The organism is Arthrobacter sp. StoSoilB5, assembly GCF_019977235.1.
Lineage (GTDB): Bacteria > Actinomycetota > Actinomycetes > Actinomycetales > Micrococcaceae > Arthrobacter.
The window spans coordinates 4426876-4452952 of sequence record NZ_AP024646.1; the positions used below are offsets into that span (position 1 = coordinate 4426876).

24 protein-coding genes are annotated in these 26077 nt (G+C 63.3%); 11 read left to right on the forward strand and 13 right to left on the reverse strand.

What is annotated here, in order from left to right; genetic code table 11:
* Positions 1-39 precede the first annotated feature (39 nt).
* From LDN75_RS20020 to ssd, 7 genes are all read right to left on the reverse strand, one after another.
* Positions 40-402: an Rv3654c family TadE-like protein gene (locus LDN75_RS20020; RefSeq protein ID WP_223937647.1), complete on the reverse strand. Its 363-nt coding sequence runs from the start codon at positions 400-402 to the stop codon at positions 40-42.
* A gap of 26 nt (positions 403-428) precedes the next feature.
* Positions 429-917: a TadE family type IV pilus minor pilin gene (locus tag LDN75_RS20025; RefSeq protein ID WP_223934437.1), complete on the reverse strand. Its 489-nt coding sequence runs from the start codon at positions 915-917 to the stop codon at positions 429-431.
* A complete protein-coding gene (locus tag LDN75_RS20030) occupies positions 914-1318 on the reverse strand; it encodes a DUF4244 domain-containing protein (RefSeq protein ID WP_223934438.1) in 405 nt (134 codons plus the stop codon). The genes LDN75_RS20025 and LDN75_RS20030 overlap by 4 nt, the downstream gene beginning before the upstream one ends.
* 188 nt (positions 1319-1506) lie before the next feature.
* Positions 1507-2106: a type II secretion system F family protein gene (locus LDN75_RS20035; RefSeq protein ID WP_223937648.1), complete on the reverse strand. Its 600-nt coding sequence runs from the start codon at positions 2104-2106 to the stop codon at positions 1507-1509.
* Positions 2106-2924, reverse strand: coding sequence for a hypothetical protein (locus tag LDN75_RS20040; protein ID WP_223934439.1), 819 nt, complete (start codon positions 2922-2924; stop codon positions 2106-2108). The genes LDN75_RS20035 and LDN75_RS20040 overlap by 1 nt, the downstream gene beginning before the upstream one ends.
* Complete coding sequence (locus tag LDN75_RS20045; RefSeq protein ID WP_223934440.1) at positions 2921-4126, reverse strand: TadA family conjugal transfer-associated ATPase; 1206 nt, start codon at positions 4124-4126, stop codon at positions 2921-2923. The genes LDN75_RS20040 and LDN75_RS20045 overlap by 4 nt, the downstream gene beginning before the upstream one ends.
* Before the next feature lie 89 nt (positions 4127-4215).
* Positions 4216-5334: a septum site-determining protein Ssd gene (ssd, locus tag LDN75_RS20050; protein WP_223934441.1), complete on the reverse strand. Its 1119-nt coding sequence runs from the start codon at positions 5332-5334 to the stop codon at positions 4216-4218.
* Between the two features lie 124 nt (positions 5335-5458).
* On the opposite strand from ssd, the gene LDN75_RS20055 reads away from it, so the two are divergent.
* The 3 genes from LDN75_RS20055 (at position 5459) to LDN75_RS20065 (ending at position 8536) form a co-directional block, all read left to right on the forward strand.
* Positions 5459-7150 (forward strand): bifunctional 3'-5' exonuclease/DNA polymerase, encoded by a 1692-nt coding sequence (locus tag LDN75_RS20055; protein WP_223937649.1) that lies wholly within the window; start codon positions 5459-5461, stop codon positions 7148-7150.
* Positions 7151-7205: 55 nt separating this feature from the next.
* The gene (locus tag LDN75_RS20060) at positions 7206-8114 is read left to right on the forward strand and encodes a CHAD domain-containing protein (RefSeq protein ID WP_223934442.1); all 909 of its coding nucleotides are present in this window, start codon (positions 7206-7208) and stop codon (positions 8112-8114) included.
* Positions 8115-8335: 221 nt separating this feature from the next.
* Entirely contained in the window at positions 8336-8536 is a 201-nt protein-coding gene (locus LDN75_RS20065) for a DUF1508 domain-containing protein (protein WP_223934443.1), read from the forward strand.
* A 21-nt stretch (positions 8537-8557) separates the two neighbouring features.
* Here the strand turns inward: LDN75_RS20065 and LDN75_RS20070 are convergent, their stop codons facing one another.
* The 3 genes from LDN75_RS20070 to LDN75_RS20080 are packed head-to-tail and all read right to left on the reverse strand — an operon-like array spanning position 8558 to position 11458.
* Entirely contained in the window at positions 8558-9235 is a 678-nt protein-coding gene (locus tag LDN75_RS20070; protein ID WP_223934444.1) for a CoA pyrophosphatase, read from the reverse strand.
* Positions 9232-10026: an endonuclease III gene (gene nth / locus LDN75_RS20075; protein ID WP_223934445.1), complete on the reverse strand. Its 795-nt coding sequence runs from the start codon at positions 10024-10026 to the stop codon at positions 9232-9234. Before nth ends, LDN75_RS20070 begins: the two co-directional genes overlap by 4 nt.
* Positions 10027-10036: 10 nt before the next feature.
* On the reverse strand, positions 10037-11458 hold the full coding sequence (locus LDN75_RS20080; protein WP_223934446.1) for a hypothetical protein: 1422 nt from the start codon (positions 11456-11458) through the stop codon (positions 10037-10039).
* A gap of 458 nt (positions 11459-11916) precedes the next feature.
* On the opposite strand from LDN75_RS20080, the gene acs reads away from it, so the two are divergent.
* From acs to LDN75_RS20100, 4 genes are all read left to right on the forward strand, one after another.
* Complete coding sequence (gene acs, locus LDN75_RS20085) at positions 11917-13962, forward strand: acetate--CoA ligase (RefSeq protein ID WP_223934447.1); 2046 nt, start codon at positions 11917-11919, stop codon at positions 13960-13962.
* A gap of 179 nt (positions 13963-14141) precedes the next feature.
* Positions 14142-14939 carry a DeoR/GlpR family DNA-binding transcription regulator gene (locus tag LDN75_RS20090; RefSeq protein WP_223934448.1) on the forward strand — a complete coding sequence of 266 codons (798 nt, stop codon included), beginning with the start codon at positions 14142-14144 and terminating at the stop codon, positions 14937-14939.
* A gap of 87 nt (positions 14940-15026) precedes the next feature.
* Positions 15027-15776 carry an ABC transporter ATP-binding protein gene (locus tag LDN75_RS20095; protein ID WP_223934449.1) on the forward strand — a complete coding sequence of 250 codons (750 nt, stop codon included), beginning with the start codon at positions 15027-15029 and terminating at the stop codon, positions 15774-15776.
* The gene (locus LDN75_RS20100; RefSeq protein WP_223934450.1) at positions 15769-17148 is read left to right on the forward strand and encodes an FtsX-like permease family protein; all 1380 of its coding nucleotides are present in this window, start codon (positions 15769-15771) and stop codon (positions 17146-17148) included. The genes LDN75_RS20095 and LDN75_RS20100 overlap by 8 nt, the downstream gene beginning before the upstream one ends.
* A 285-nt stretch (positions 17149-17433) precedes the next feature.
* Here LDN75_RS20100 and LDN75_RS20105 read toward each other — a convergent pair whose 3' ends face one another.
* Together LDN75_RS20105 and LDN75_RS20110 are read right to left on the reverse strand one after the other, a co-directional pair.
* On the reverse strand, positions 17434-18453 hold the full coding sequence (locus tag LDN75_RS20105) for a LacI family DNA-binding transcriptional regulator (protein WP_223934451.1): 1020 nt from the start codon (positions 18451-18453) through the stop codon (positions 17434-17436).
* Positions 18454-18467: 14 nt separating this feature from the next.
* A complete protein-coding gene (locus LDN75_RS20110) occupies positions 18468-19667 on the reverse strand; it encodes a Gfo/Idh/MocA family oxidoreductase (RefSeq protein ID WP_223934452.1) in 1200 nt (399 codons plus the stop codon).
* 301 nt (positions 19668-19968) lie between these two features.
* On the opposite strand from LDN75_RS20110, the gene LDN75_RS20115 reads away from it, so the two are divergent.
* The 4 genes from LDN75_RS20115 (at position 19969) to LDN75_RS20130 (ending at position 25516) form a co-directional block, all read left to right on the forward strand.
* Entirely contained in the window at positions 19969-20844 is an 876-nt protein-coding gene (locus tag LDN75_RS20115; protein WP_223937650.1) for a sugar ABC transporter permease, read from the forward strand.
* Positions 20845-20871: 27 nt separating this feature from the next.
* Positions 20872-21819 carry a carbohydrate ABC transporter permease gene (locus LDN75_RS20120; RefSeq protein WP_223934453.1) on the forward strand — a complete coding sequence of 316 codons (948 nt, stop codon included), beginning with the start codon at positions 20872-20874 and terminating at the stop codon, positions 21817-21819.
* A gap of 27 nt (positions 21820-21846) precedes the next feature.
* Positions 21847-23187 (forward strand): sugar ABC transporter substrate-binding protein, encoded by a 1341-nt coding sequence (locus tag LDN75_RS20125; protein WP_223934454.1) that lies wholly within the window; start codon positions 21847-21849, stop codon positions 23185-23187.
* Between the two features lie 112 nt (positions 23188-23299).
* Positions 23300-25516: an alpha-galactosidase gene (locus LDN75_RS20130; RefSeq protein WP_223934455.1), complete on the forward strand. Its 2217-nt coding sequence runs from the start codon at positions 23300-23302 to the stop codon at positions 25514-25516.
* 85 nt (positions 25517-25601) lie between these two features.
* On the opposite strand, the gene aroQ is transcribed toward LDN75_RS20130, so the two are convergent.
* Positions 25602-26066: a type II 3-dehydroquinate dehydratase gene (gene aroQ, locus LDN75_RS20135; protein ID WP_223934456.1), complete on the reverse strand. Its 465-nt coding sequence runs from the start codon at positions 26064-26066 to the stop codon at positions 25602-25604.
* Positions 26067-26077 lie beyond the last annotated feature (11 nt).

The following is a 26077-nucleotide window of genomic DNA, read 5'->3' on the forward strand; positions in this document are numbered from 1 at the left end:
GGGCTATCCCTGCCAACTCCGCGGCCCACGCATGCTTGGCTAGGGCGGCGGACCAGCACGTGCCCTGCCGGTAGCCACACCGAGTAGGAACGGCCGCTCCAACTCGGTGGCGACTTCCGCGACCTCACCCCCGACGACCTCGCAGGCAGTCAACGTGGCACCGTGCTGTTCCACCACGCTGGCCGCCACAGCACAGGGTTCACCCGAAGATATTCCGCGCGCTGCATCCGCTGCTGCGAGTGCTGCAAGGTCTGCTGCAGAGGCAGCCCGCGACGCCATGACCCCCGCCTGGGCCAGGAGGAGCACCCCGGCAAGCAAGGCCATAACTGCGAACGCCAGTACCAGCGCCAGCACCGTGCCGGATCCTTTCTCAGGTTGTGGCTCTTCAGGAGGACCCTCCATGGTGGGTACCCGCAAGCTGCGGCCCCTCACGACGGAACCCATCGGCTCCCCACAGCTCCCACAGCTCCCACAGCGGCATCCTCCGTCGGAACACCGCGCGCCGCTGCTCCCGGCGTTCCACGTACTACTGCGGCCTCGGGCGTTTCACCGCGAGCCGATGCCGAAGCCGTCAGTGTCCAGGGGATCAATGACCCCAGCGAGCCTCCTACGGCTGCGGAGGCTGTCACCGTCACCCAACGCCCGTCGCTTGTGACCCCTGTGGTGGCACCTTCACCGGCCAAGCGCCTGACGATTCCCTGAACTTGGACGGTAGTCTCGCCCCGCGCCATGCCTCGAGCACCGGCCCTGGCCGCTTCCTCCAACCTGAGCTGGGTTATCCCTGCTGCACCGGCCGACAACAAGAAGGCCAGCAACAAAATGACCGCTGGCAGGGCAACGGCGAACTCAGCTGTTACGGCACCTCCTTCCCTCTCCCCTGTGGCCGCTTCTGTCGTGACCGGCACCAACAAGGTCATGGCAAGGACAACGCCGTGCGAACAAGGTTGAGCAGGAACCCCCGGACTTCCTCGCTGCGGAGGATAACCACCAGCAAACCAGCAAGGCCCACCGCCGCGAGCGTTGCTATGGCGTACTCCGCTGTTGCCATTCCGCCTTCGGAGCCTATGAGACGCGTCTGTCTGAGATTGGTCTGCCGCCGTACACCGTTGCGGACGCGCCTGCGCACATTTTTTGTCCGGGTTATCCGACGCCACAGGTTGTCCAACTGCACGCACATACCGGTCTCCTGTTGTGCGCCCCCAGGCTTGCCACTCACGTGCCCCGGGGATACCACTCCGGGAGGAGTTGCTGCGAGCGCAAGCGAACCGTTCTGTCCGGTATTGCGGCGGCCGGGAAGCGTGTTGGATCGAGTTTCCATAGTGTGTTCCTTTCGCGGGAAGCCCGGCAGATCCGCCGGATGAAAACGACTCTTCCGTGAGTGGGACCAACTCTGAAGGGACGGGTTCCGCCAAGTGGATAAACCCTTGCTTTGACGGGTTTGTGGAGGAAAAGAGGGCTGGCTATCCTGCAGGCGCTGGCTATCCTGCAGGCGCTGGCCCTGGCGGCTCATCCAGCCGGCAGCATGGCGATGAGTACGGGCACGATTCCAAGGCAAATAAAGGCTGGCAAGGAACACAGTCCAAGGGGAACCACAAGCTTTACTCCCAAGGCGGCGGCCCGCTTCTCCGCGGCACGGAATTGCTCGCGGCGCTCTCTGGCCGCTTGTGCATAGAGAATGGAAGCAGAGGGCGCACCGGTCAAGGCGGCGAAAGCAAGCGCATCCTTCAAACGCGCTACTTCCGGCTCATGCTGCGTAGGGGTTCGCCACGCGGTGTCCCAATCAGCCCCCATGGCGAGCGCGGCGACGACGGGTCGGAGATCCTGACTGATTTTCGGTGTGGAGCTATAGGAAATCAATTCCAGCGCCCGCCCTATCCCGGCACCTGCATCCAGCATGGAAGCTACGAGCTCGAGCATCATAGCCGTGTCCCTAAGCCCGTCCCCAGCGGTGAGGGTATCCGGTTGCTCATGGGGATCACCCCTGGAGTCGCGGTCCCCAGTCAGTCTCGCCTGCAGTTGGCCGCGAAGCGTCGCTGGCCTGGTGAATCCGGCAAGGGCTGCCAGAGCCAGTACACCTACCAGCGCAAGCAACTGAAATCCCATCATCATGTGGCCCCTACAGCGGAGGCGACGAGCCGGGAGGACCATACCCGCCCTGCCACGGTCAGCAAGAGGCCCATGATTAAGGTGGCCACTCCGAGGAAGTTACCCAGCAGGATTCCCAAAGGGTCAACGCCCAAAGCCATCCCGAGGGCCAGGCCAAGGACCGGGAGCCAGGACAACAGCCTGACAGTCGCTTTGGGTCCAGCGAGGGCGGTTTGACGTGCTGCTTCTGAATCCTCCTCGGCTTCGAGTTGTGCTGCGAAGCGCGTGAGGAGATCTGCAAGTGGACAGCCGCTGGTTTCGGCTACATCCAGGCATGCAGCAAGTTCCATCCAGATTCGGCGTTCTGTGCTGCCTCGGCCTGGATAGACCTTTGCGGACGTCGTGCGAATAGCTTCAGCGGGGGAATTTCCCATGGCTGAGCCTGCCCGCGCCGCGGCCAGCACCTTGATAGCTTCTGCAGAAACTACTGGAGCCGCGTGGTGGGGTGGGACCCTTGACGTAGCATCCAGGCCGGGCCAGGAGCTATTGACGAGCCACAACTCTTCCCAGAGCCATGACTGTCCGCGTCCTCCCCGCAGGAGGGCAGCGAGCTGTTGTACCAACACCACAAGGGGTAGGGTTTCCACCCGTTTCGACCACCAAAGCCCGGCCCACGGCCCTTTGCTGGCTCCTTGGGCACCATGGCCTCTCCGGACCCCGGTGCCGCCCATGGTTGAAGGCTTGGCGAGCCTTGCCCGCTTTCTCCGGGCGTCGGCCAGCGGCAGCTTGAGCTCGATCCATGCCGCCACCGCCAGCGCGAGAACAAGGGAGGGGATCATTCGTAGCCGATCATTGTGGGTGCATCAAAGCCAACGGGCAAACACCATGCAGTCGTATCCTCCTCCCGGGGTGAACTGGCAGAGAGCCTCGCATTCAGGTCCGGCCAGGCTGGTCCACGCACCAGACCTTCGGGCCCCCATCTCAATGCCGTAACAACCCTTTGGCCATCCAAGGACTCCGTCAGTACCCCGATTGAGCCGACTTTTCGCCCCAAAGGCGTGCGTTCCACGTGAATCACAACGTCCAGTGCACTTGAGACCTGCAACTTCACGGCCTCAGCGTTCAATCCTGCGAGCGCGCCGAGGGCTGTCAGCCGCGCCGGCACAGCTTCAGCGGTGTTGGCGTGGATTGTTCCTCCACCGCCTGTGTGTCCCGTATTGAGCGCCGTGAGCAGTTCGCGGACCTCGGCGCCCCTGCACTCCCCCACAATCAGCCGGTCCGGTCGCATACGCAAGGCCTGACGGACCAGTTCGCCAAGGTCCAGGGCCCCACCTCCCTCAAGGTTTCCGTGGCGGGATTCAAGCGCTACCACATGCGGATGGACCGGGTTGAGCTCAGCGGCGTCCTCAATCAATACCAAGCGCTCGGATGGGTGGCTCAATCCGAGCATGGTGGACAGGAGCGTTGTTTTCCCGGATCCAGTGGCGCCGCTGATCAGGAAGCTCAGCCGTCGCTCCACGATGGCATGGAGAAGGGCCTCGATGTGCTCGTTGAACATGCCACCTTCGCGCAGCTCAGCCATAGTGAAGGTTTCTTCGCGTCGAATTCGAATGGACAGCAGAGTCCCTGAGGTCGAGATCGGCGCCAGCACTGCATGTACGCGATAGCCACCTTTGAGCCTGACATCCACGCATGGAGAACCATCGTCCAAGCGGCGGCCGCCCGCCGAGACCAGTCTGGCGGCAAGCGCCCTGATCTGTCCTTCAGAATCGAACTGCACGGAAGACCGTTCCAGGCCTTGCCCGCGGTCCATCCATACAGAGTCTGGACCGTTGACGAAGATGTCTGTGACAGAGGGGTCATGGGCAAGCTGCTGGAGCGGCCCGAGGCCATTCAATTCCGCATTGATGGACTCCGCGGCCGCCAATGCTCCGGCAGTACCCAGCAGCTTGCCACTTGCCTGGACGGCGGCAGCAACGGCAGATGGTGTGACCGGCCCATTCCCGGCAAGGACAGACTCCCGCACGGTTTCGAGAAGCATGGAGTCCAACCGGCGGCTTCGGCTGCGGCGCCCTCCTCTCAGCGGCGTGCCCGTCCGCGGCCATCCCTGAGCGCCCTTCTCCGGACTGCTCATTCAAAAGCGCCGTTCAATTCAAGGACGCCCTGGGCAAAACGGTTCACGGACTTGCGACGGCCCATTTCAAGCAGCCGCCCGAGTTCCGTCCCTGCTGCCACTCCGCGAATCTCCGGCACGATCCCCAATAGTGGCAGCGCAAGTGACTCGGCAATGAGTTGTGCGTCAACGGCCGAGGGGCCGCTGCCTCGGAGCACCAATCCCGCCTCTACGGGTGGCAGTTCGTTGAGGATGCGTGCCGCGGCGACGGCTGGCTTGAGGTGCGCTCGGGTCACCAACAGGATCTTCTCGCAGTCCCAGGCAAATGCCCGCAGGCCCTCCCCGCTTCGTCCGATGTCCACCACGATGAGTTCGAAGCTGCGTCGCGCGGAATCCATGACAGCGGCCACAGAACCAGCATCCGGTGCAGTGAACGCTTCCCGTGTACCCGGCCACGAAAGGAACGCGAAGCCTCCCGCCACAGGCAGGGAATCGCGGAATTGGACGGGATCAATACTTCCCCGTGTTTCGGCGAAATCCGGCCAGCGCAAGCCAGCCAGCTCTTGGACAGTGATTGCCAATTCCAGGCCCCCGCCCCACGGGTCGCCGTCTACCAGCATGGTGCTGATGCCATGGCCCGCCGCTGCCTGGGCAAGCCAAATGGCTGCCGTCGAAGCCCCGGCCCCGCCGCAGCCTCCCACGATCCCCATGACGATTCCGCCAGGTTCCGGCGATCCGGACACACTCAGGTACTCGGCCAACCAGTTCGCCGCCTCTGGAAGGACAGCTACGCGCTCTGCGCCCAACGCAGCGGCCAGTCGCCAAAGGTCGTCGCCTTCAATGGACCTGCCCAATAAGACCGTGGGCGCCTGTCTTCGTGGCGGCAGCTCGCGAATGTCGCTGCCTACCAGGACAACGTCGGCGCCATCCCAAACGTGCAGTGCCTCTCCGACGTCGGTGGCCACCTGGAGGCTGCCACCTGCTGCCGCGACGATCCGTCGCGCCTCCTCCTGAAGGTAGGCGTCGCCGGTGACGAGGAGGATGCCGGCAGCTTCACGCGGCGTCCATGAGTCCTCCGTGGCCTGCCGCATAGGTTGGTTGCTGGACCGTCTGTGCCGAAGATGTCGCTTGGTCATGAAGCCACTTTCCCGGCGTAGATGGCCATGACATAAGCTCCCAATCAACCCATGTGGACAATCCAGCCCAAGCAGGGGGTGTGGAGGAACAGTTGATGCACTCGCACAGGGCAGAATGGACACCATGTATTTGCTGCTCGCCGCCCATCCGGACGGCGCAGCCATACAAAGAGTCTCTCCCACAGGGAAGGCCACGACGGATGCGCGCGTGGTCACCCGGGATGAGCTGCCCGGCGTCGTCCGTGAACTGGAAAGCCAGCGGCCCCGCTGGGTGTGGCATCGTGCGCAGGACTGCTACCCGGAGCTCCTGATGCACGGCGTGAAGCTGGAGCGTTGCCACGATCTCGCTCTCTGCGGAGCTATCCTGGCGCACTCCTCTTTCACGGCACACACAGACTACGCAAAGAACGCTGAAAAGCTCACGCAGGACGATGACACGACGCCGCCCCGCGCGCTGCAGCCCCCGCCCCCACCCTCCGATCAAGGGGCGCTCTTCGACGACTTCAGGCCGACATCCACAAGTCCAGGGCTCGCCGAACTGCGGGATGAGTTTGCAGCGCAACAGCACGCGATTGCCCAGGTCACCGCAGACGACCAACGGAAGCAACGCCTGCAATTGCTGCTTGCGGCCGAGTCCGCCTGTGCCATCGTTGCGGTGGAAATGCAACACGCCGGTGTCCCGTGGCGGGAGGAGGTGCACGAGCAGATTCTTGCCGACGTACTCGGGCCCCGTCCGCCACTTGGCCATAGGCCCCGGGCACTTGAGGTGCTGTGCAACGAACTGCGGAATATCCTCAATTCACCGGGCCTGAACCCGGACTCCCCCCAGGACCTGATGCGGGCGCTGCATCGGAACGGAATCGAGGTCAAAAGCACACGGCAATGGGAGCTTCAAGAGTCCAAACACCCCGCGATCCAGCCCCTGCTCGCATATAAGAAGCTGTCCCGGCTGCACACCGCAAATGGTTGGGCCTGGCTGGATGCCTGGGTCCACGATGGCCGGTTCCACCCCGAATATGTGGTGGGGGGCGTAGTGTCCGGCAGGTGGGCTTCCCGTGGTGGCGGTGCGCTGCAGATTCCCAGGAATATCCGTGCCGCAGTCCATGCGGACCCTGGCCACAAGCTCATCGTCGCCGATGCCTCGCAACTGGAACCGCGCGTCCTTGTAGCGCTTGCCCAGGACGCAAAAATGGCCGAGGCCGCCCGCGACAAGGACCTTTACGCCGGTATCGCGGCCCAAGGCTTCGGTGGGGATCGGTCCAAGGCGAAGGTTGCGCTGCTCGGCGCCATTTACGGCGCAACCACCGGTGAATCGGGCAGGCTCATGCCGCAGCTGGCACGTACTTATCCGCGTGCCGTGGGCTTTGTGGAGCAGGCAGCCAGGGAAGGCGAAGCCGGGCGGACCGTCACCACCCGTTTGGGACGAAGCAGCCCACCACCGTCCACCGGCTGGTTGCGAAGCCAGCAGTCCACCACTGCCGAGGAACAGCGGCGAGCCGACAACCTGGCGCGCTCCCGTGGCCGGTTCACGCGGAACTTCGTAGTTCAGGGCTCCGCCGCGGAATGGGCCTCGTGCTGGTTGGCGGAATTACGACGACGGCTGCGGGCCTTGCACGCCGAAGGCTCACCCTCAGGGGAACTCGTCTTCTTCCTCCACGACGAAGTGATGGTCCATGCCCCGAACGAAGCCGTGGATGCCTGCATCCAAGCGATCGAGGAGTCCGCAAACGCAGCGAAAGAGCTCATGTTCGGCCGGATTCCGGTCGAATTCCCGGTGAGTGTCGCCGTCGTCGATTCTTACGACAAAGCGAAGTAGGCACCTGCTTGTCCACCCCGGCTGTCAGGGGGAAACTGGCCACGTGGGCTCCGAGGTGCGTGATTCCCTGGAATCGTACATAGCCTTCCAACTTGCAGAGCTGGAGGGCTGCTTGCCGCTGGTTGCCGCCGCTGACCAGGAAGCCGTCCACGGCGCCCGGCTGGCACTTCGGCGGCTCCGTTCTGTCCTTTCATGCTACAAATCCGTTCTACCCGACCTCAAGGAGGCCACCGGTCGGGATATCCGATGGCTGGCGCGATCCCTCGGCGAAGCCCGTGATGCATACGTTCTGTCCCAGCGTTTGATGTTGTGGCTGGCTGCCTCAGAGCACTGGCTGTCGCCGGACGCCATCCAAGAAGCCGTTGACCAGCTCCTGGCCAGCAGTAATGGGATGGCAACGCGTGTAGGGACGGGAAGGCGATGGCAGGGCATCGTCCGTGCGACCCGTCAGACCTTCCTTCCCAATACCGAGCCCTCGGCGGTAGCCGAAAATGAGAACCGTCCCAGTCTTCTCGAAGTGGTCAACCTCCTCCAGCCGCTCTGGGAGACGGTACAGAAAAGCTTGGAGGCTGCGCAGGGAAGTTTGAAGGCTGCGCAGGGAAGCTCGGACACGGCGGGCGCGCATGCCGTTGAAGCGGAGGACAACGAACTGCTCCATGGCGCGCGAAAGGACATCAAGGTATTGCGGTACTCTGTGGAGGCGGTGGCCAATGTCCTGGGGGCAGGTGCCACGGCCATCATCCAACCGTCCATGGTCCTGCAGCGCCTTCTCGGTGAACAGCACGACAGCGTGACTGGCCAGGAATGGATAAGGAACCTTGCAGAAATGCCCGGTGTCGAGCTTTTGGATATTGAGGCCCTTCAAAGCATGGAACAGCGTCGGATCGCAGAGGCCGAAGTGGGTCTCCGGGCAGCCTTACTTAGCTCCCCCATCCCTGAGCCTCGCCAAGTGCTGCTGGGTTGATCATCCGGCGCGATTGGTCATGAACCCGCAAGCGCCGCAGATTAGCTGCCACCCTCCGCTCAAGCCAGTCATATCTCGCAGTGTGATGGTGGATGACCCTTGCATGACAGGTACCACCGAGTAACTTTATTTCCCGCTGGCTTCTGGATACGTTCTCTACGTGGGCCCGGCACACCGGCCCCGCACTGTTGCAAGGAAGCACCAAGGGGGACAGCAAAAAAATGGCTGGCAGGTTCGAAATTCTCAAAGACAGCGACGGCTCGTACCGGTTCCGCCTTACCGCGGCGGACGGAACGGTTGTAGCGGAGTCACCAACGTTCAAGCATCTCAAGGGCGTGGTGGATGGCATCAATGCAGTGCGTGAAAACGCCGCAACGGGGCTGATCGTGGACCGCTCGACGGCGAACCGCAGGGCCGCCTGAGGGGCACCTGCGGCGGAGCTGCTAAAGCTGGATCGCGTGTAGCTTGTCCTGGTCCCAGGGGACCGTCCAGCCGAGTTCATCGAACAACCCGCTGAGGACCATCCCGGTGAAGCCCCAGACCACGAGTCCGTTGACGGTGAAGCCTGGACTTGAGAACGTACGGCCGAATCGGGAAATAGTGGCGGTAACCCGGTTGACGGGGTCCAGGAGATCCCGGACCGGTACCCGGAACACCTGGGCTGACTCTGCGTAATCGACTACGCGAACTGGCGATGGCGAGTCCCACCATGCAAGTACGGGTGTCACCCGAAAATTGCTGCGGATGAGCCCCAGCTCGGGGATGACGCCCAGCACCTTTACACCGCTGACATCCAGCCCGGTCTCTTCAACTGCCTCACGCAAGGCGGCAGACACCACGGAGTCGTCCTCCGGATCCACGCTGCCGCCGGGAAAAGCTACTTGGCCGGGGTGGTCGTCCAGGGTGTGAGCCCGTTCAAGCAGGAGAACATCGAGGTCAGCCGGGGCAAAAGGGCGTCCGGATTCGGCGGGGACGTTGTCCAGCACACCAAAGAGCATGAGCACGGCTGCGGCGCGGTTGGTTTCGGGCGTGACGGGCAACTGCGCCCAGTGTGAAGAATGCTGCTGCTCGCCGGCCTCAAAACGGGCTACTAATTTGGCGAGGTCCTCGAACGCGGTCACCCGGGCCTCCTCTGCGATTCCATCCGGATCTCCGCAGCCCTGTGCGTCTCGGCGAGCAACTTCTCCAACAGTGCCTCATTGCCCGGCGCGAGCTCGTATTTCAACAACTTTGCGGCCTTAACAGGGTCTGTCTCACCCTCGCCATAGCTGGGACACAAACTCGCGACAGGACACGCGCCACATGCGGGTTTTTTAGCATGGCATATCCTGCGGCCATGAAAGACCACGCGGTGCGAAAGCATGGTCCAGTCCCGTGGTTCGAAGAGCTCTGCGACGTCGAACTCGATCTTGACGGGATCGTCGGATACCGTCCACCCAAAACGGCGAGCCAGCCTGCCGAAGTGGGTGTCCACGGTAATTCCGGGGACACCAAAAGCGTTCCCGAGGACCACGTTGGCTGTTTTACGGCCGACACCCGGGAGTGTCACAAGGTCCTCGAGGCGGCCTGGAACCTCGCCGTCGTACTCGTCAACCAATCGTGTACTGAGAGCCAGGATGTTCCTGGCTTTTGCCCTGAAGAATCCCGTGGGTTGCAGGATTGATTCCAACTCCGCAGGGTCCGCTTCCGCCAAGGCACGGGCGTCAGGGTAGCGGGCAAACAGGATCTTGGTGACCTGGTTGACCAATACATCCGTGGTCTGGGCTGAGAGCACCGTGGCCACCACAAGCTCAAACGGGTTCCGGAAATCCAGCTCGGCGTGAGCATAAGGGTATTTGTCAGCCAGGACCCTGTTAATCCTGCGTGCCCGGCGTTTTACGGCGAGCGGGGAACCAGCTTCAGCGATGGTCACAGCGTCGTTCTCAGCCGCGTTCGATGTTGCTGAGCTCCCGCAGGACCCCAACCTTGCCGTCGGTATCCTGAACCAGGAATTCGTGGCCACGGTCCTCCAGTGCGAGGACCCAACCTCCTGGCTCAATGGTGAAGGCCGGAGCACCCGTCCGTTCGTCATATGCGGTTCGGGGCTGGGCTACGGCAAACCAAAAGGCTTCGTAGGCGGGCGAGGAGTCGGAATCATCCGAACGGCTGGACGGATCAACGGTGGCGCCAATGGAGTCGCTGACCGTGCGCGTATCCGCAGACACGATGGGCGTGGCCATAGTGGCAGCCCATGCACGCTCATTAGCGGGCTGCGCGGCACTTGGCTGCTGGGCTGCGGGCTGCTGGGCTTCAGGCTGCGCGGCACTTGGCTGCTGCGGGTGCTGGCTCGTGGCGGGTGCCTGTGCCGGTGACCGCCTTTCTCCAGGTTCACTCACGAGAACGTCGGGCTCGGCAGGCGAAGGCTCGGCGTGCGCAGCCGGGGCTGAGGCTGGGGCAGCAGGTGCGGGGGCGGCAGCCTGGGGTTCCGCAGCAGGCTTGCCGTCAGCCGGGTGCACGACGGCGGGGTGCACGACGGCGGGGCCACCAGTGGGGGCCGGAGCAACGGGCTCGGACGTGGCTGGCGGAGCATATGGGCTGGCGCTGGAAGGACCTGCACCCGGTGCCTGATAACCCGGCGCCTGGTACCCCTGCGCACCCGGAGCCTGGTATCCCCGCGCCTGTGAGCCGGGCGCCTGGGGGCCTTGCGCCTGGTACGCCGGCGTCGAGGGTCCGGTGGACGGCTTGGCCGCCTTAGGTTCTTTGGGAGGCTTGGGAGCAGCGGGCTTGCGGGTGGGAATCGCGGCTTGGCGGGCTACAACGTGGGCCGGAGTTTCCGGGCGACCCTTGAAATCGGCCGACAACCACGGCAGGTGCGGGGCCAAAACGGTGCCCGCCAGCAAGGCCACGGAACCTACCAACCCCAGCAGGACACTGCCGTTGAAGGAATCGACGATTGTCAGGAAGAACAGCGCCACCGCGAAGGCAGCGGTCACTGAAGCGAACTGGTCAATCGAGAGCGAGCCAACGCGGACGATTGTCCCCGGCTGCAACCGACGGGCGATGAACAACGCCACCACCACCAACGGCAGGATGATCCCCAGGAGCAGGAAGAAAAGGCTGCCCACGTTCCAAAGATTGAAACGACCACCGAACATTGGCAGGAGCGATGCGATGAACATCAGGAGTGCGGAACCGAAAACCGTGAGGTCCCGGATGGTGAAAGGGCCGGCGACGGCGTCGTATTTGGTGGGCGCGCCTGACGCGGGATTCGATGCAGTGGTGGCACCGGCGTCGTGCGCCTTTCCAGCCGCAGTGTCCGGTCCCGTCGGATGTGAGTCGTGCGGGCCTGGGCTCAGCTGGTTCATCTATTTCTCCTTCGTACGGCGGCGCCTTGGACAATCCGGACCGGTATTCTCCGCGTGCTTCCACGGAAAACCGGACACACCTGAAGATGCGTCCCAAGACTTATTCAGCCTATGCCACCCCACTGACAGTCTTCTAGCTGAAAACGGCCAAGCTGCTCCGTCCACAGCAAACTCCAAGGTGCCTTACAGTTCCGGGCCGCCTTACAGCCAAGCAACGGCAGCTGCCGTCATGTAAACGGTTCCTGACGGTCCAACCCGCCATTCGTCGCCGAATCCGTACCGCTCGCTGACCGTTTTGTGACCACGCACACGTAGGACCTCCCGAAGCGATAGGGTTGAAGGCGGACAGCACTCTGCGGATCCTCCGCGCGGGACGCACAAGGCCGGTTAACGGCTGGGGTGCGCATCCTGCAGGCGGCGTCCGCGGCAGCAAAGATCGATGAATAATGAGGTTCACCATGTCCCAGGACACCCCCGGATCCACGGCCACCGCTGCAGCTTCAACTGCTCACAACGGTGACGCCCCACACGTCGAGGCCCTCGAGAATCTTCTTCACGAGAACCGCAAGTTCGCGCCGTCGGCAGAGTTCGCCGCCAATGCCGTGGCCACCGCAGATGTTTACAAAGAGGCCGAAGCGGACCGTCCCGCGTTCTGGGCCAAGCGGGCCCGTGAACTGCTGACCTGGGACAAAGACTTCACCGAGGCCCTTGATTGGTCCAACCCGCCGTTCGCCAAGTGGTTCGTGGGCGGTGAGGTCAACGCTGCGTACAACGCGCTGGACCGGCACGTGGAAAACGGCTTGGGCGATCGCGTCGCCATTTACTTCGAAGGTGAACCCGGCGACACCCGCACCTACACCTACGCGGAGCTGACCGAAGAGGTCAAGAAGGCCGCCAATGCGTTCGAGTCGCTCGGTGTTGCCAAGGGTGACCGCGTGGCCGTGTACCTGCCCATGATTCCCGAAGCCGTCATCACGCTGCTGGCCTGCGCCAGGATCGGGGCCGTGCACTCGGTCGTGTTCGGTGGATTCTCCGCTGACGCGTTGCGTTCCCGGATCGAGGACGCCGAAGCCAAGCTCGTTGTCACCGCCGATGGCACCTACCGCCGCGGCAAGCCCAGCGCGCTGAAGCCCGCCGTGGACGAAGCCCTGTCCAAAGCGGGTCACACTGTGAACAACGTCGTGGTGGTCAAGCGCAACGGCGAGGACGTCAACTGGGTAGAAGGCCGCGACCTCTGGTGGAGCGACACGGTGGATAAAGCCTCCACCGAGCACACCGCCGTCGGGCATGACTCCGAACACCCGCTGTTCATCCTGTACACCTCCGGCACCACCGGCAAGCCCAAGGGCATCCTGCACACCACCGGCGGGTACCTCACCCAGACCGCCTACACGCACAAGGCCGTATTCGACCTCCACCCCGAAACCGACGTGTACTGGTGCACCGCCGACGTCGGATGGGTCACCGGACACTCCTACGTCACCTACGCCCCGCTCATCAACGGCGCCACCCAGGTCATGTACGAAGGCACCCCGGACTCCCCGCACCAGGGCCGCTGGTGGGAAATCGTGGAAAAGTACAAAGTCTCCATCCTCTACACCGCCCCCACCGCGATCCGCACCTTCATGAAATGGGGGCGGGAGATCCCGGGCAAATACGATCTGTCCTCCATCCGTGTCCTGGGTTCTGTGGGGGAACCCATCAACCCGGAAGCCTGGATGTGGTACCGCGAAGTCATCGGCGGCAACGCCGGCGCCAACGGTGAACGCAAAGAGAACCCCGCACCGATCGTGGACACCTGGTGGCAGACCGAAACCGGCGCCCAGATGATCGCCCCGCTGCCCGGCGTCACCGCCACCAAGCCCGGCTCCGCGCAGGTCCCTCTGCCCGGCATCGCCGTGGACGTCGTGGACGAAACCGGCCAGTCCGTGGCCAACGGCGAAGGCGGCTACCTCGTGGTCCGTGAACCGTGGCCATCCATGCTCCGCGGCATCTGGGGCGACCCCGAACGGTTCAAGGACACCTACTGGTCCCGTTTCGAGGCCATGTACTTCGCCGGCGACGGCGCCAAGAAGGACGAAGACGGCGACGTCTGGCTCCTGGGCCGCGTGGACGACGTCATGAACGTCTCAGGCCACCGCCTCTCCACCACGGAGATCGAGTCGGCCCTCGTCTCGCACCCCTCCGTCGCTGAAGCGGCCGTGGTCGGTGCTGCTGACGAGACCACTGGCCAGGCGATCGTCGCGTTCGTCATCCTCCGCGGTGACGCCGTGAACAACGGCGACGAAACCGTGCTGGAACTGCGAAACCACGTGGGCAAGGAAATCGGCCCGATCGCCAAGCCCAAGCAGCTGCTCATCGTCCCGGAACTGCCCAAGACCCGCTCCGGCAAGATCGTCCGCCGTCTCCTCAAAGACATCGCAGAAGGCCGCGACACCGGCGACGCCACCACCCTCGCCGACCCCGGCATTATGACCCAGATTGCCGAATCGCTTCGCAAGTAGCGTCCCGCAGACTCGAAGAACGACGGCGCCGCTCGCCTCCCAAGGTGGGCGGCGCCGTCGTGCGTTCAAACGCATCGCGACGACGCCGCGACTGCATTTGCCACCCGGCAGCAGCACCGCGCCCTAGACTGGAGCCAGAATCAGCCCCACGTTTGATGAGGCTCTCCAGAAAGGCCTTGATGCTTCAGGCAGCACGCCACTCCGCCATCATCGATGCCGTCCAGCGCGAGCGCGTTGTACGGGTATCGGACCTCGCCCAGTTGCTGGGTGTCTCCCCTATGACCGTCCGGCGCGATATAGAAGCCCTCGAAGAAACCGGCCGGGTGGAGCGTATCCACGGCGGGGCCAAACTCCCCGGCGATGCCAGCACCCACGAGCCCGGCTTTGAACTCAAATCCACACAGCTGACCGCAGAAAAGCATGCCATTGCGGTCGAGGCCGCCTCGCTTGTCCACGAAGGCATGGCGATCGGGCTCAGCGCAGGAACCACCACGTGGGCGCTGGCACAGGAGCTCGTCCATGGTCCCCGGATCACAGTGGTTACCAACTCGGTGCGGATTGCCGACATCTTCCATCACGGGTCATCGTCAGGGCCGGCCCGGTTCGGCTCCACGGTGATCCTGATTGGTGGCGAGCGCACGCCGTCGGACGCGCTGGTGGGGCCGATCGCCACGTCCTCGCTCAAGCAGCTTCATCTGGACGTCCTGTTCCTGGGTGTCCACGGCATGGACGCACAGGCAGGTTTCACTACCCCCAACCTGCTCGAGGCCGAAACAGACCGGGCGTTCATGGCATCGGCCCGCAGCACTGTGGTTCTCGCCGACTACAGCAAATGGGGTGTAGTCGGCATAGCCTCCATCGCCCAGTTGGAAGAAGCCGACGAGCTCATCACCGATTCAAACCTGGGTGAGGATGCCCGCCGCGTACTCGCCGAGAATGTTGCGAAGCTGAGAATCGCCGACGTCCAGGCCAAGTAGGCTCTCATACCGCGGGTGGAGGCCTGCCCGGGGAGTTCAGCCGCGGGACTGAGGACTTGGCAGGGGCCCGGGAGCCAAGCTGGATCCATGAACACCATTCTCCATGCCCGGCAACTCACCAAGCACTACCCCGGCAGCATCGCGCTCGATCACGTGGACTTCGCCGCAATTGCGGGTGAATCCATTGCCATCATCGGGCCCTCGGGTTCCGGTAAGACCACCCTTTTGCACTGCCTCGCCGGGATTTTGAGGCCCGACGCCGGTACTGTGACCTTGAGCTCGGCCGCCGGTCCGATCCAGTTGGATTCCCTCGGAGATGGGGCGCTTTCCCGCCTCCGCCGGGAGGAATTCGGTTTCGTCTTCCAGCAGGGCATGCTGCTGCCGGAACTGACTGCCGTGGAGAACGTCGCCCTGGCGCTCATGCTGAACGGCACCGACCGCACTACGGCCGAAACCCGCGCCGCAGAGTGGCTCGGTGCCCTTGGACTGGCAGGAATGGAACAGCGCCGGCTGGGCGAGCTCTCCGGCGGGCAAGTCCAACGCGTCGCCATCGCCCGTGCCCAAGTCACTGGTGCCCGGGTTGTGTTTGCGGATGAACCCACGGGCGCCCTGGATTCGGCAACGTCCAACGAAGTCCTGGACGTGCTGCTGGGCTCGGTTGCAGCCAATGGGCGGACCCTGCTGGTTGTGACGCACGATCCCAACGTGGCCGCACGCTGCCAACGCGTAGTGGAGTTGCGCGACGGAAGGATCGTGGCGGACAGCGGCAGCGCGGTTGCCGCTCCTGTCCAGGCGGCTCCCGCGACCACCAGTTTCAAGGGAGCCTTCAATGTCTAGCCTCAGCATGGCCCTGCGACTCACGCCCTATCTGGCCCGAAGCAACAGCATCCGCGAAGCCGGCCTGCACCAACCCAGACTGCGCGACGCAGGGTTGCCGATCCTCGCGTTTGGGACGGTCACCGCGCTGCTGCTCACCGTGGCGGGCGGTTCACAGGTTTTCTGGTCCTGGTCCGACGATATCGCCGGCACCTACCAAGCCTTGGCCGTCGTCGCCGTGGTCCTGCTCGTCATTCCGTTGCTGACGCTCGGCGCGTCAGCGGCGCGACTTGCCGCCCGGCGTCGTGATGACCGTTTAGCGTCCCTCCGCCTGCTGGGCGCCAATAGCGCAACGGTCGTCTGGATGACCGTTATTGAATCGACCGTCCTGGCTGCTGTCGGCGCTGTGGCGGGCGCGGGGCTGTACACCTGCGCGGCACCGTTCCTCGGGCTGCTCCAGTTCCGTGGCCAAGCGATCGGCAGTCACGCGTGGTTGTCAGTGCCGTCCATCCTGGCCTGCATCCTGGCGGTCTGCCTGCTTGCCGCAACGAGCGCGGCGCTTGGCTTGCGCAAGGTGGTGGTAACGCCGCTTGGCGTCCGGACCAGGCAAACGGCCGACGGCGCGCACTGGGTCCGTGGGCTCATCGCGGCTGTGGTGGTGGTTTTCGGAGTAGTGGCCATGGGCATGCTCAGCAGCTTTGGCGCATTCATTGTGATCATCGCCGTCATGGGTGGCTGCTTTGGCCTGGCACTGCTGGCGCTGAACCTCATGGGTCCTTGGATCCTGCGGTTGCGGGCGTCCGCGCAGCTCAAGCGGGCCAAGCGGCCCGAACAACTGCTGGCAGCACGGACCGTGCTGGAGAGTCCCAAGGAATCGTGGCGACAGGTTGGGGGCGTCGCGATGACCAGTTTCGTGGGAGTGCTCGTGGGCGTCGGCATGGCCGTGGCTGACACGATGGGCGGGAGCCCGTCGGATGAAACCACGCTGCTCGTCCGCGATATCAACACTGGGGTGATGATCACCCTGTTGGGCTCGTTCTTGATGGTGGCGTGTTCCGCCGGCGTGAACCAGGCCGCGGCCGTGCTCGATCGTGCCGCGAGCATTGTGGCACTGGACCGTGTGGGGATGCCGCCGAAAGTCATGGTGGCTGCGCGCGTCAAGGCTGTGATGTCACCGCTGTTCCTGGTGGCCGGAATCTCCTCAGCCGCTGCAGGTGTCCTGGTTTTGCCGTTGGCGGGCCCTGCCTTCTTGACCAAGCCCGTGGTTTTCCTGACCGTCGGGGGAGTTTTTGCGGCCGGATTTCTGCTGGTCCGGCTGGCCATCGCCGCTGGCACCGCCCAGATCAGCCAAGTACTTGCCCGTCCCGAACGCTACGCCAACATGGACTCATAGCCCCCGGTCGCTCTCTCACATCCGGACGCCTTTCAGGCGATGCGCTCTCACATCCGGACGCCTTTCAGGCGATGCTCTCTCACATCCGGACGCCTTTCAGGCGATGCGCTCTCACATCCGGACGCCTTTCAGGCGATGCGCTCTCACATCCGGACGCATTTCAGGCGATGCGCTCTCACATCCAAGCCCAACCCGGCAGGATGTGAGAGAACATCCGCGCCAACCCGGCAGGATGTGAGAGAACATCCGCGCCAGCCCGGCAGGATGTGAGAGAACTTTGGAAGCCTACTTGCAGCCGCAGGACTGGCGCACGATCAACTCGGTGGGCAGGATGCTGTGCTGCAGTGCCTCGCCCCGGCCATCCCCCACCAGCGCCCGAACGGCGGCTTCAGCCATGGCCTCCACGGGTTGCGCCACGGTGGTCAACGCCGGCCAACTGTATTCGGAATCAAGGGAACCGTCGAAGGACACCAAGGCCATGTCATCAGGCACCCGAACGCCCGCCTCGTGGAGGGCGCGGAGGATTCCGATAGCCTGCATGTCGTTGCTGGCAAAGATCGCAGTGGGCCGATTGGCCATGGCGAGGAAACGCTTGCCTACCTCGTAGCCGCCCGGCCGGCTGAATTCGCCGTGGAGCATGGGGCCATCCGGCAGTCCTGCGTCACGCAAAGTTCTAAGCCAGCCCACTTCACGTCCGTCGAGTTGGTTGCCTGTGTTTGTTCCGATGGCCAGTCCAATGTTTGTGTGGCCATGGCCTATGAGGTGCTCGACAGCTGCGCGCGCGCCTGCTTCAAGGTCCACGCCAACGCTGGTAAATCCCGGGGGCGAACCGGCATTGTTCAGCAACACGGACGGGATTTCCGAGGCTTCAAGGTCTGTCAGATCGGGATCGAACACGCAGCTTGCCAGGAACACTCCGTCCACTTGCCGTGCGGCCAGGTTGCGGATATTCTGCCGCTCCTTGGCCAGGCTGCCGCCTGAGTTGGTGAGAACCATGCCGTACCCAAGTTCTGCCGCAGCATCTTCAACAGCGTGGGCGAGCTGCGAGAAGAAGGGATTGGTATTGTCCGGAACAATCACGCCGACGGTTTCGCTTGAACCGAGCTTCAGCGCCCGGGCCGCAGCGTTGGGACGGTAGCCCAGGATACGGATGGCGTCGCGCACTTTGGCTTCCGTCGTCGGGGCCACGTTCTTGGGCCCCCCGTTCACTACGTAACTCACGACGGCGGTACTCACCCCGGCGTACCGGGCCACGTCCTTGCGTGTTACCGGTCCGCGCGGGGTTTGTACTGCCGAAGTTGTCATGAGGTAAATGCTAGCTATTCCGAGGGGGCGTCGCCGAAGTCGCGGATAGGAAGGCGTTCGCCACCGCGGAGGGCGGATTCATGGGCGACGATTCCGGGCAAGGTGAACCGGGCCGCAACCCAAGCGTTCACGGGCGGCAAGGTCCGGTTGTTGACCGCAGTGACAAAGTCGTCCACCAGGAATTGGTGGCTGCCTTCATGGCCATTGGGTGCCCCGAGGAATTCTTCCGGAAGCCGTGACTGGTCGTGCACGGGTGCCAGGCCCGAGATGAAGGCGTCCCGCAGTTCGGGTGCGACGTCCGCGAGGGACGGGTCATCTGCGGACATGGTTGGCTTGGTCTCCACTTGCTCAGACACGTCCTGCACAGAAGATTTGTCCTGCCACACCGTGGTGGTTGCGAGCTGCTCGAAACTGGCTTCCGTGCCAAAGAAGCGGAAGCGGGACTCGCGTAGATGCGAGGGATAGCCGACTCGGCGCATCTCATTGGTGCGCATCGCACCGCCGTCGTTCATTTCGAACAAGGCCGTGGCATTCGAGAAGTCGTTGGCAAACATGCTGACGTCCTTGTCGAAGACGCCGTCTCCGCGATCATCCTTGACGCCAATGCAACTAACGCTGACAGCGTGGTTTGGTACTGCGCCGAGGACTCCGCCGATCGCGTGGGTCGGATACAGCATGGGCGGGTAGCTCGCCGTTTCCTTCCACCGTTCGCCGCCGCTGTACTGGTAGGCCTCGTAGAAACCCAGGTCCATGTCGTGGACGTAGTCGCCTTCGGTGTAGAAGATCCGGCCAAACTTCCCCGCCGCATGCTGTTGCCTGGCGAAGACCGTTGCCGGGTTGTAGTAGCTTGTCTCCCCCATCGCGTAGACAAGCTTGGTGTCGCGCACGGCCTGGATGATCCGTTCGATTTCGGCTTCGGAGATCGCCATGGGCACGGCTGAGTACACGTGCTTGCCGGCGCGCAGCGCCCGCTCGACGAGAGGACCGTGGGTCCATCGCTGCGTGAAGATGGCGACAGCATCGACGTCGGACTCCAGGAGTTCCTCAAAACTTCCCAACACACCATCAAGGCCCCAGCGTTCCTGAGCCGCTGTGGCCCGCTCGGGTAGTTCATCCACCGCGTAAACGGCACTGACACCGGGGTGGAGCTTGAAGAGGTGCGCAAACTGGCTGCCGAACTGCCCGACACCTAGAACACCGATCGAAAACGTCATCGTTTGCCTTCCCTGAAGCTGACTCGGCAGCAGTTGTAGTGGCCCCTCATTAGGCTCGCTTGAGTCTTTCACCGCGATCTACACGAGTCAACAGTTTGGACATAAACGAACAAATAATCCCAAAAAGCTTGCTTCCCTCGAATCTACTCGTGTAGATTCTAGTCCAGTTGTTACCCCCATCACAGTCAGGAAAGGGTCGACGATGACCACGCTAACCAAGCAACCGGGCAACGCCGCACGGCGCTCAGCCAGGAACCTCCTAGGCCGGCAACCTCGCAAGCTGCAACCTGCCAAGCGCAGCATGACAAGCCGCCTCGGTGACCTGAAGATCGCACTCTTCTTCATCTTCCCCGCCGTGATCGGCTTCGTGGCGTTCTTTCTGATCCCCACAATTCGCGGCATCTACCTCAGCTTCACTGAGTACAGCATCCTGGGCGAACCCACCTGGATCGGGTTGGAGAACTACACCGCGATCTTCGCCGACGAACTGTTCTGGAACGCCATGGGGGTGACAATCCAGTACGTTGTCCTGAACATCGGCTTCCAGACGGTGATCGCGCTGGGCCTCGCACTTCTAATGCACCGGGTGGCCAAATCCACGTTCATCCGAGGCGCACTCCTGCTGCCCTTCCTGGTGGCCAACGTCATCGTCGCCCTGCTGTGGTTCTGGATGCTGGACTACCAGCTGGGCATCGTCAACGAGATCATGAGCTGGGTGGGCCTCCCCCGCGTCGCCTTCTTCGGCAGTGAGCAATGGGCGATTCCCACCATCGCTTTCGTGAACGTATGGCGCCACATGGGGTACACGGCCCTCCTGATCTTCGCCGGCCTCCAAGCCATCCCGAACCACCTGTATGAGGTAGCAAACCTCGACGGCGCGTCCCCGGCCCGGACGTTCTGGAGCGTCACCATGCCGCTGCTGCGCCCCGTGTTGGTACTGGTGCTCGTGGTCACCGTGATCGGTTCCTTCCAAGTCTTTGACACTGTTGCCGTGACAACCAACGGTGGACCCGTCAACGCCTCCCGCGTGATCCAGATGTACATCTACCAAAAAGCCTTCGGCGAATCCGATTTCGGCTACGCCTCCGCATTGTCCGTGATCCTGTTCGTCATTCTCGCCCTGGTGGCCTTCGTGCAAATGAAGTTCCTCAAGGGCAACGAATCGGACCTGGACTAAGCCGGATTTGGAATAAGGAGAGCCGCCATGACCACCTCAACCGCACCCCGCAAGAATGCCTCCCGCCAGAATTCCCGGAGCTCCGGTTTGTCCCCCAAGAAGCCCATCAATTGGCGCCGGGCTGGCGCCTGGGTGCTGGTCGCCGTCGCCGTCGCCGTGACCATTGCCCCGTTCCTCTGGATGCTGCGGACTGCCCTGTCCAGCAACAGTGCGCTCGCATCAAACGCCGGAAACCTCCTCCCGGCCGACTTCAGCTGGGGCGCCTTCAAGCGCGTACTTGGCCTGCAAACCATCGACGAAGCGATCGCCGACGGCGGCTCCGGTGCCGCCATCAATTTCTGGCTCTACCTCCGCAACTCCGTCATCTTCGCCACCATCACCACCGCCGGCCAGGTGTTCTTCAGCGCCATGGCCGCCTACGCCTTCGCCCGATTGCGCTGGCCGGGCCGGAACAAAGTGTTCGCCGTGTTCCTGACCACCATGATGGTTCCACCGATCTTCACGGCGCTGCCCAACTTCCTCATGATCAAGAACCTCGGGCTGCTCAACACCATGGCCGGAATGTCCCTGCCGTTCCTGTTCATGACCCCGTTCGCCATCTTCTTCCTGCGCCAGTTCTTCCTCAGCATGTCCCGCGAGGTCGAGGAAGCGGCAATGCTCGACGGCGCCAAGCACCTGCGCATCTTCTTCCAGATTGTGCTTCCAAACGCCGCCGCCCCCATCGCCACCCTGGCGCTGCTGACCTTCATCGGGCAGTGGAACGAGTACTTCTGGCCGCTGCTTGTGGGCCAGGACGAGAGCGTCCGGGTGCTCACCGTGGGCCTCAGTGTCTTCAAATCGCAGTCCCCGCAAGGTGCCCTCGACTGGTCCGGACTCATGGCCGGAACTCTCGTCGCTGCACTGCCCATCTTCCTTCTCTTCATCGCCTTCGGCAAGAAGGTCGTCAACTCCATCGGATTCTCCGGAATCAAGTAACCCGCACTCCCCAACGAAAGGTTCGTCATGAAGAAAACCCTCGGCGTCGCCGCTGCTGCCGCCGCCATCGCCCTAACAATGTCCGCCTGTGGCGGCTCCGCCCCTGCTTCCTCCGAGGCCAAGGGGGAAATCAACTACTGGCTCTGGGACGCCAACCAGCTCCCCGCCTACCAACAGTGCGCGGACGATTTCACCAAGGCCAACCCGGACATCAAGGTCAAGATCACCCAGCGCGGCTGGGACGACTACTGGACCACCCTGACCAACGGCTTCGTCGCCGGCACCGCCCCGGATGTCTTCACTGACCACCTGGCCAAGTACCCCGAGTTCGCCTCCAAGAAGCAGCTGCTCTCCCTTGACGACGCCGTCAAGAACGACAAGCTCGACATGGACATCTACAACGAGGGCCTCGCGGACCTGTGGGTTGCCGAAGACGGCAAGCGCTACGGCCTGCCCAAGGACTGGGACACCGTTGCCATGTTCTACAACAAGAAACTCATCACCGACGCCGGATACACCGAGGAACAGCTGAAGAACCTTGACTGGAACCCGCAGGACGGCGGCAGCTACGAAAAGGCCATCGCCCACCTAACCGTGGACAAGAACGGCAAGCGCGGCGACGAGGCCGGCTTCGACAAGAACAACGTCGCCGTTTACGGCCTCGGCCTCGAAAACTCCGGCGCCGGAACGGGCCAGACGCAATGGAGTTTCCTGAGCGCCACCACAGGCTGGACCCACACGGACAAGAACCCGTGGGGCAAGAAATTCAACTACGACGACCCGAAGTTCCAGGAGACCATCACGTGGTGGGCCGGCCTGGTCGAGAAGGGTTACATGCCCAAGCTCGAGACCACCGTCGGCGCCAAGTTGCCCGAAAGTTTCGCCGCCGGCAAGGCCGCCATCCACACCAACGGTTCATGGATGATCGGCCAGTACACCAGCTACAAGGGTGTGGAAACAGGCATCGCCCCCACCCCCAAGGGACCCGACGGCAAGCGCGCCAGCATGTTCAACGGGCTGGCCGACTCTATCTGGGCCGGCACCAAGAACCCCGTGGCCTCCGTCAAATGGGTGGAATACCTCGCCTCGGCCAAGTGCCAGGACGTAGTGGCCTCCAAGGCCGTCGTCTTCCCCGCCATCAAGAGCTCCTCCGAAAAGGCAGCCGAGGCATTCAAGGCCAAGGGCACCGACGTCTCAGCCTTCACCACCCACGTCGCGAAGGGAACCACGTTCCTCCTGCCAATCACTGATAATGCGGCCAAGATCGAGGGCATCATGAAGCCCGCCATGGACGCCGTCGTCTCCGGCAAGAAGCCCGCCAGCTCCTTGACCGAGGCCAACAACCAGGTCAACTCCATCTTCAAGTAAACCTCCCGTTGTGAGGCCTGCTCTGCGCGAATAAATACTCACTTGGGCCGCAAAGCAGGCCTCACAAGTCCACCCAGCGCCCCACCCGCCATCTTTGAAAGCGACTCAACCCATGCACCCGCTCCATCTCCGTTCCGCCGGTACCAGCCTGGTGATCAGCACTCACCGAGGAGAGGCCGAAATATCCCACTGGGGAGCAGACCTGGGCGACGCCCTTCCCGACCTTTCCATCCTTAATGAGCCCATCCCTCCCTCTGCAATCGATGCCAACGTACCCGCAGGACTCCTCCCCCAGGCCTCCTCCTCGTGGCAAGGCCGGACGGGGTTGCGCGGACACCGTTTCACGGACGGCGTCCCCGGCTACGACTTCTCTGTACGGCTGCGCGTGGTGAGTGCGACGGCGGACGGCAGCGCCGCCGTCGGGTCCGCCGAAGACGGGTCGTCAGCGGTGATCGTTCAGTCAGATCCCGACGCCGGTATCACCGTCACGAGCAACCTCACCTTGCACCCGGGCGGGCTGTTGGAACTGCGGCACACAGTGACCAACGACGCCACGTCGCCCTTCCAAGTGGATGAATTGGCAACGATGCTCCCGGTGGCGCCGGACGCCGTCGAGCTTTTGGACCTCACTGGCCGCTGGTGCCGCGAACGGCACCCACAACGCAGGGCCATCCAGCAAGGAACCTGGGTCCGCACTGGCCGGCATGGCCGCACCGGACACGATTCCTCGCTGCTGCTCGCGGCCGGAACCGCAGGCTTTGGCAACCGGCAGGGCAAGGTCTGGGCCACACACTTGGCGTGGAGCGGAAACCACGAGCAATTCGCTGACAACGTGGCCGATGGCCGAACAATGATCGGCGGGTCCGAACTCCTTGGTCCCGCAGAAGTAGTGCTGCAGCCCGGTGAAAGCTACACGACGCCTGCGTTGTTTGCCGCCTACTCGGACCGCGGTCTGGACGGCATCAGCGAAGCCTTCTACAGCTGGTTCCGGTCCCGCCCGCATCACGTGGACGTCGCTGGAAAGCCGCGGCCAGTTGTCCTCAACACCTGGGAAGCGGTGTACTTCGATCACAACCTGGAGACCCTGATCGAGCTGGCTGAGTCTGCCGCGGACCTTGGCGTTGAGCGGTTCGTGCTCGACGACGGGTGGTTCCGGGGACGCCGCGACGACCACGCAGGGCTGGGCGATTGGTACGTGGATGAGGCAGTCTGGCCCTCAGGCCTGACGCCCCTGATTGATGCGGTGACCTCCCGCGGGATGGAGTTCGGGCTGTGGGTTGAACCGGAAATGGTGAACCTCGATTCCGACATCGCCCGCGCACATCCCGAGTGGATCGTTGGGCCATCTGCCCTGTCATTCAAGGACGGAGGACGGCTGCCGCTTGAATGGCGACACCAGCACATCATCGACCTCGTGAACCCCGAGGCCTGGCAGTACATTTTTGATCGTATTGACACCCTGCTGCGGGAAAACAACATCAGCTATCTCAAATGGGACCAAAACCGGGACCTCGTGGAGCACGGCCATGCGGGCCGTTCGTCGGTGCATGAACAAACCCTTGCCGCCTACCGGCTCCTCGATGCCCTCCGCGCAGCGCACCCGGGTGTCGAGATCGAGAGTTGCTCCTCCGGCGGCGCACGAGTGGACCTCGGGATCCTGGAACGCACCGACCGGATCTGGGCCTCGGACTGCAACGACGCCCTGGAGCGGCAAACCATCCAGCGCTGGACCGGCATTGTGGTACCCCCGGAGTTGGTGGGCGGGCACATTGGACCCACTACCTCGCACACCACGGCCCGCACGCATGATTTGTCGTTCCGCGCGATCACGGCACTGTTCGGGCACTTCGGCATGGAGTGGGACATCCGCGAAGTCCAGGGACCTGAGCGCGAAGAACTCAAGCGCTTTATCGCCCTCTACAAGGAGCACCGGGGGTTGATCCACAGCGGAAAAATGGTGCGGGCAGATGTGCCGGACGAGTCGATGATGTTGCACGGTGTTGTGGCCGACACCGGGGTGCACGACGACGGTACTGCAGTGGGCGCCACGGCAGCCCTCTTCGCCGTGGTCAAGACCAGGACTGGTTTTGCGGAGCAGCCCGGACGTGTAGCCATTCCGGGGCTGGAAGCCTCCCGTTCCTATCGCGTGGAAGCGATCTTCCCGGCCCCGGTGGATGCCGACTACGGGCACACGGTCATCGAGGCCCAGCCGGTTGCCTGGCTGGCCAACGGTGCTGTGGCAACGGGACGTTTCCTGGGTGAGGTGGGACTGCCCATGCCCGTGTTGAACCCCGAGCACGCGCTTTTGCTGCGGTTCACAGCCCTCTAACCTTCTCTCACATCCCAAGGGCTTCCCGGGAATCCTCAATCACATCCCAACGGCTTCCCGGGAATCCTCTATCACATCCGCCGAACTACGCCGTTTCAGCCAGGTAGTCGATGGCCAGCTTGTACCCAAGCACGCCCGCGCCCACGATGATCGCGTTGCACACGCCGGACAAGTACGAGTGGTGCCGGAACTCTTCGCGCTGATGAACGTTGGTGATGTGTACTTCGACGGCGGGCAGCTGAACTGCGGCGAGGGCGTCACGAAGTGCCACTGACGTGTGTGTGAAGGCACCGGCATTGATGACGATTCCCGCCGCGGTTCCGCGCGCTGCATGGATGGCGTCGAGGAGGTCCCCTTCGTGGTTGGACTGAACGCAGTCCACCGTGAAGCCGTGGGCGGCCGCAGCTGACATGGCAAGCTGCTCGACGTCGGCGAGCGTGGAAGTCCCGTACTTCTCGGGCTCCCTGGTTCCCAAAAGGTTAAGGTTCGGTCCGTTGATCACAAGGATGGTGCCGCGACCAGATTCGGTGGCGGGGGTGGCTTCAGTCATGGCTCCCAATC

Bases quoted from the DNA above. Each gene is read 5' to 3' on its own strand.
- LDN75_RS20020 (WP_223937647.1), bottom strand. From the start codon at position 402: ATGGAGGGTCCTCCTGAAGAGCCACAACCTGAGAAAGGATCCGGCACG.
- LDN75_RS20025 (WP_223934437.1), bottom strand. From the start codon at position 917: ATGACCTTGTTGGTGCCGGTCACGACAGAAGCGGCCACAGGGGAGAGG.
- LDN75_RS20030 (WP_223934438.1), bottom strand. From the start codon at position 1,318: ATGGAAACTCGATCCAACACGCTTCCCGGCCGCCGCAATACCGGACAG.
- LDN75_RS20035 (WP_223937648.1), bottom strand. From the start codon at position 2,106: ATGATGGGATTTCAGTTGCTTGCGCTGGTAGGTGTACTGGCTCTGGCA.
- LDN75_RS20040 (WP_223934439.1), bottom strand. From the start codon at position 2,924: ATGATCCCCTCCCTTGTTCTCGCGCTGGCGGTGGCGGCATGGATCGAG.
- LDN75_RS20045 (WP_223934440.1), bottom strand. From the start codon at position 4,126: ATGCTTCTCGAAACCGTGCGGGAGTCTGTCCTTGCCGGGAATGGGCCG.
- ssd (WP_223934441.1), bottom strand. From the start codon at position 5,334: ATGACCAAGCGACATCTTCGGCACAGACGGTCCAGCAACCAACCTATG.
- LDN75_RS20055 (WP_223937649.1), top strand. From the start codon at position 5,459: ATGTATTTGCTGCTCGCCGCCCATCCGGACGGCGCAGCCATACAAAGA.
- LDN75_RS20065 (WP_223934443.1), top strand. From the start codon at position 8,336: ATGGCTGGCAGGTTCGAAATTCTCAAAGACAGCGACGGCTCGTACCGG.
- LDN75_RS20080 (WP_223934446.1), bottom strand. From the start codon at position 11,458: ATGAACCAGCTGAGCCCAGGCCCGCACGACTCACATCCGACGGGACCG.
- acs (WP_223934447.1), top strand. From the start codon at position 11,917: ATGTCCCAGGACACCCCCGGATCCACGGCCACCGCTGCAGCTTCAACT.
- LDN75_RS20090 (WP_223934448.1), top strand. From the start codon at position 14,142: ATGCTTCAGGCAGCACGCCACTCCGCCATCATCGATGCCGTCCAGCGC.
- LDN75_RS20095 (WP_223934449.1), top strand. From the start codon at position 15,027: ATGAACACCATTCTCCATGCCCGGCAACTCACCAAGCACTACCCCGGC.
- LDN75_RS20100 (WP_223934450.1), top strand. From the start codon at position 15,769: ATGTCTAGCCTCAGCATGGCCCTGCGACTCACGCCCTATCTGGCCCGA.
- LDN75_RS20105 (WP_223934451.1), bottom strand. From the start codon at position 18,453: ATGACAACTTCGGCAGTACAAACCCCGCGCGGACCGGTAACACGCAAG.
- LDN75_RS20110 (WP_223934452.1), bottom strand. From the start codon at position 19,667: ATGACGTTTTCGATCGGTGTTCTAGGTGTCGGGCAGTTCGGCAGCCAG.
- LDN75_RS20115 (WP_223937650.1), top strand. From the start codon at position 19,969: ATGACAAGCCGCCTCGGTGACCTGAAGATCGCACTCTTCTTCATCTTC.
- LDN75_RS20120 (WP_223934453.1), top strand. From the start codon at position 20,872: ATGACCACCTCAACCGCACCCCGCAAGAATGCCTCCCGCCAGAATTCC.
- LDN75_RS20125 (WP_223934454.1), top strand. From the start codon at position 21,847: ATGAAGAAAACCCTCGGCGTCGCCGCTGCTGCCGCCGCCATCGCCCTA.
- LDN75_RS20130 (WP_223934455.1), top strand. From the start codon at position 23,300: ATGCACCCGCTCCATCTCCGTTCCGCCGGTACCAGCCTGGTGATCAGC.
- aroQ (WP_223934456.1), bottom strand. From the start codon at position 26,066: ATGACTGAAGCCACCCCCGCCACCGAATCTGGTCGCGGCACCATCCTT.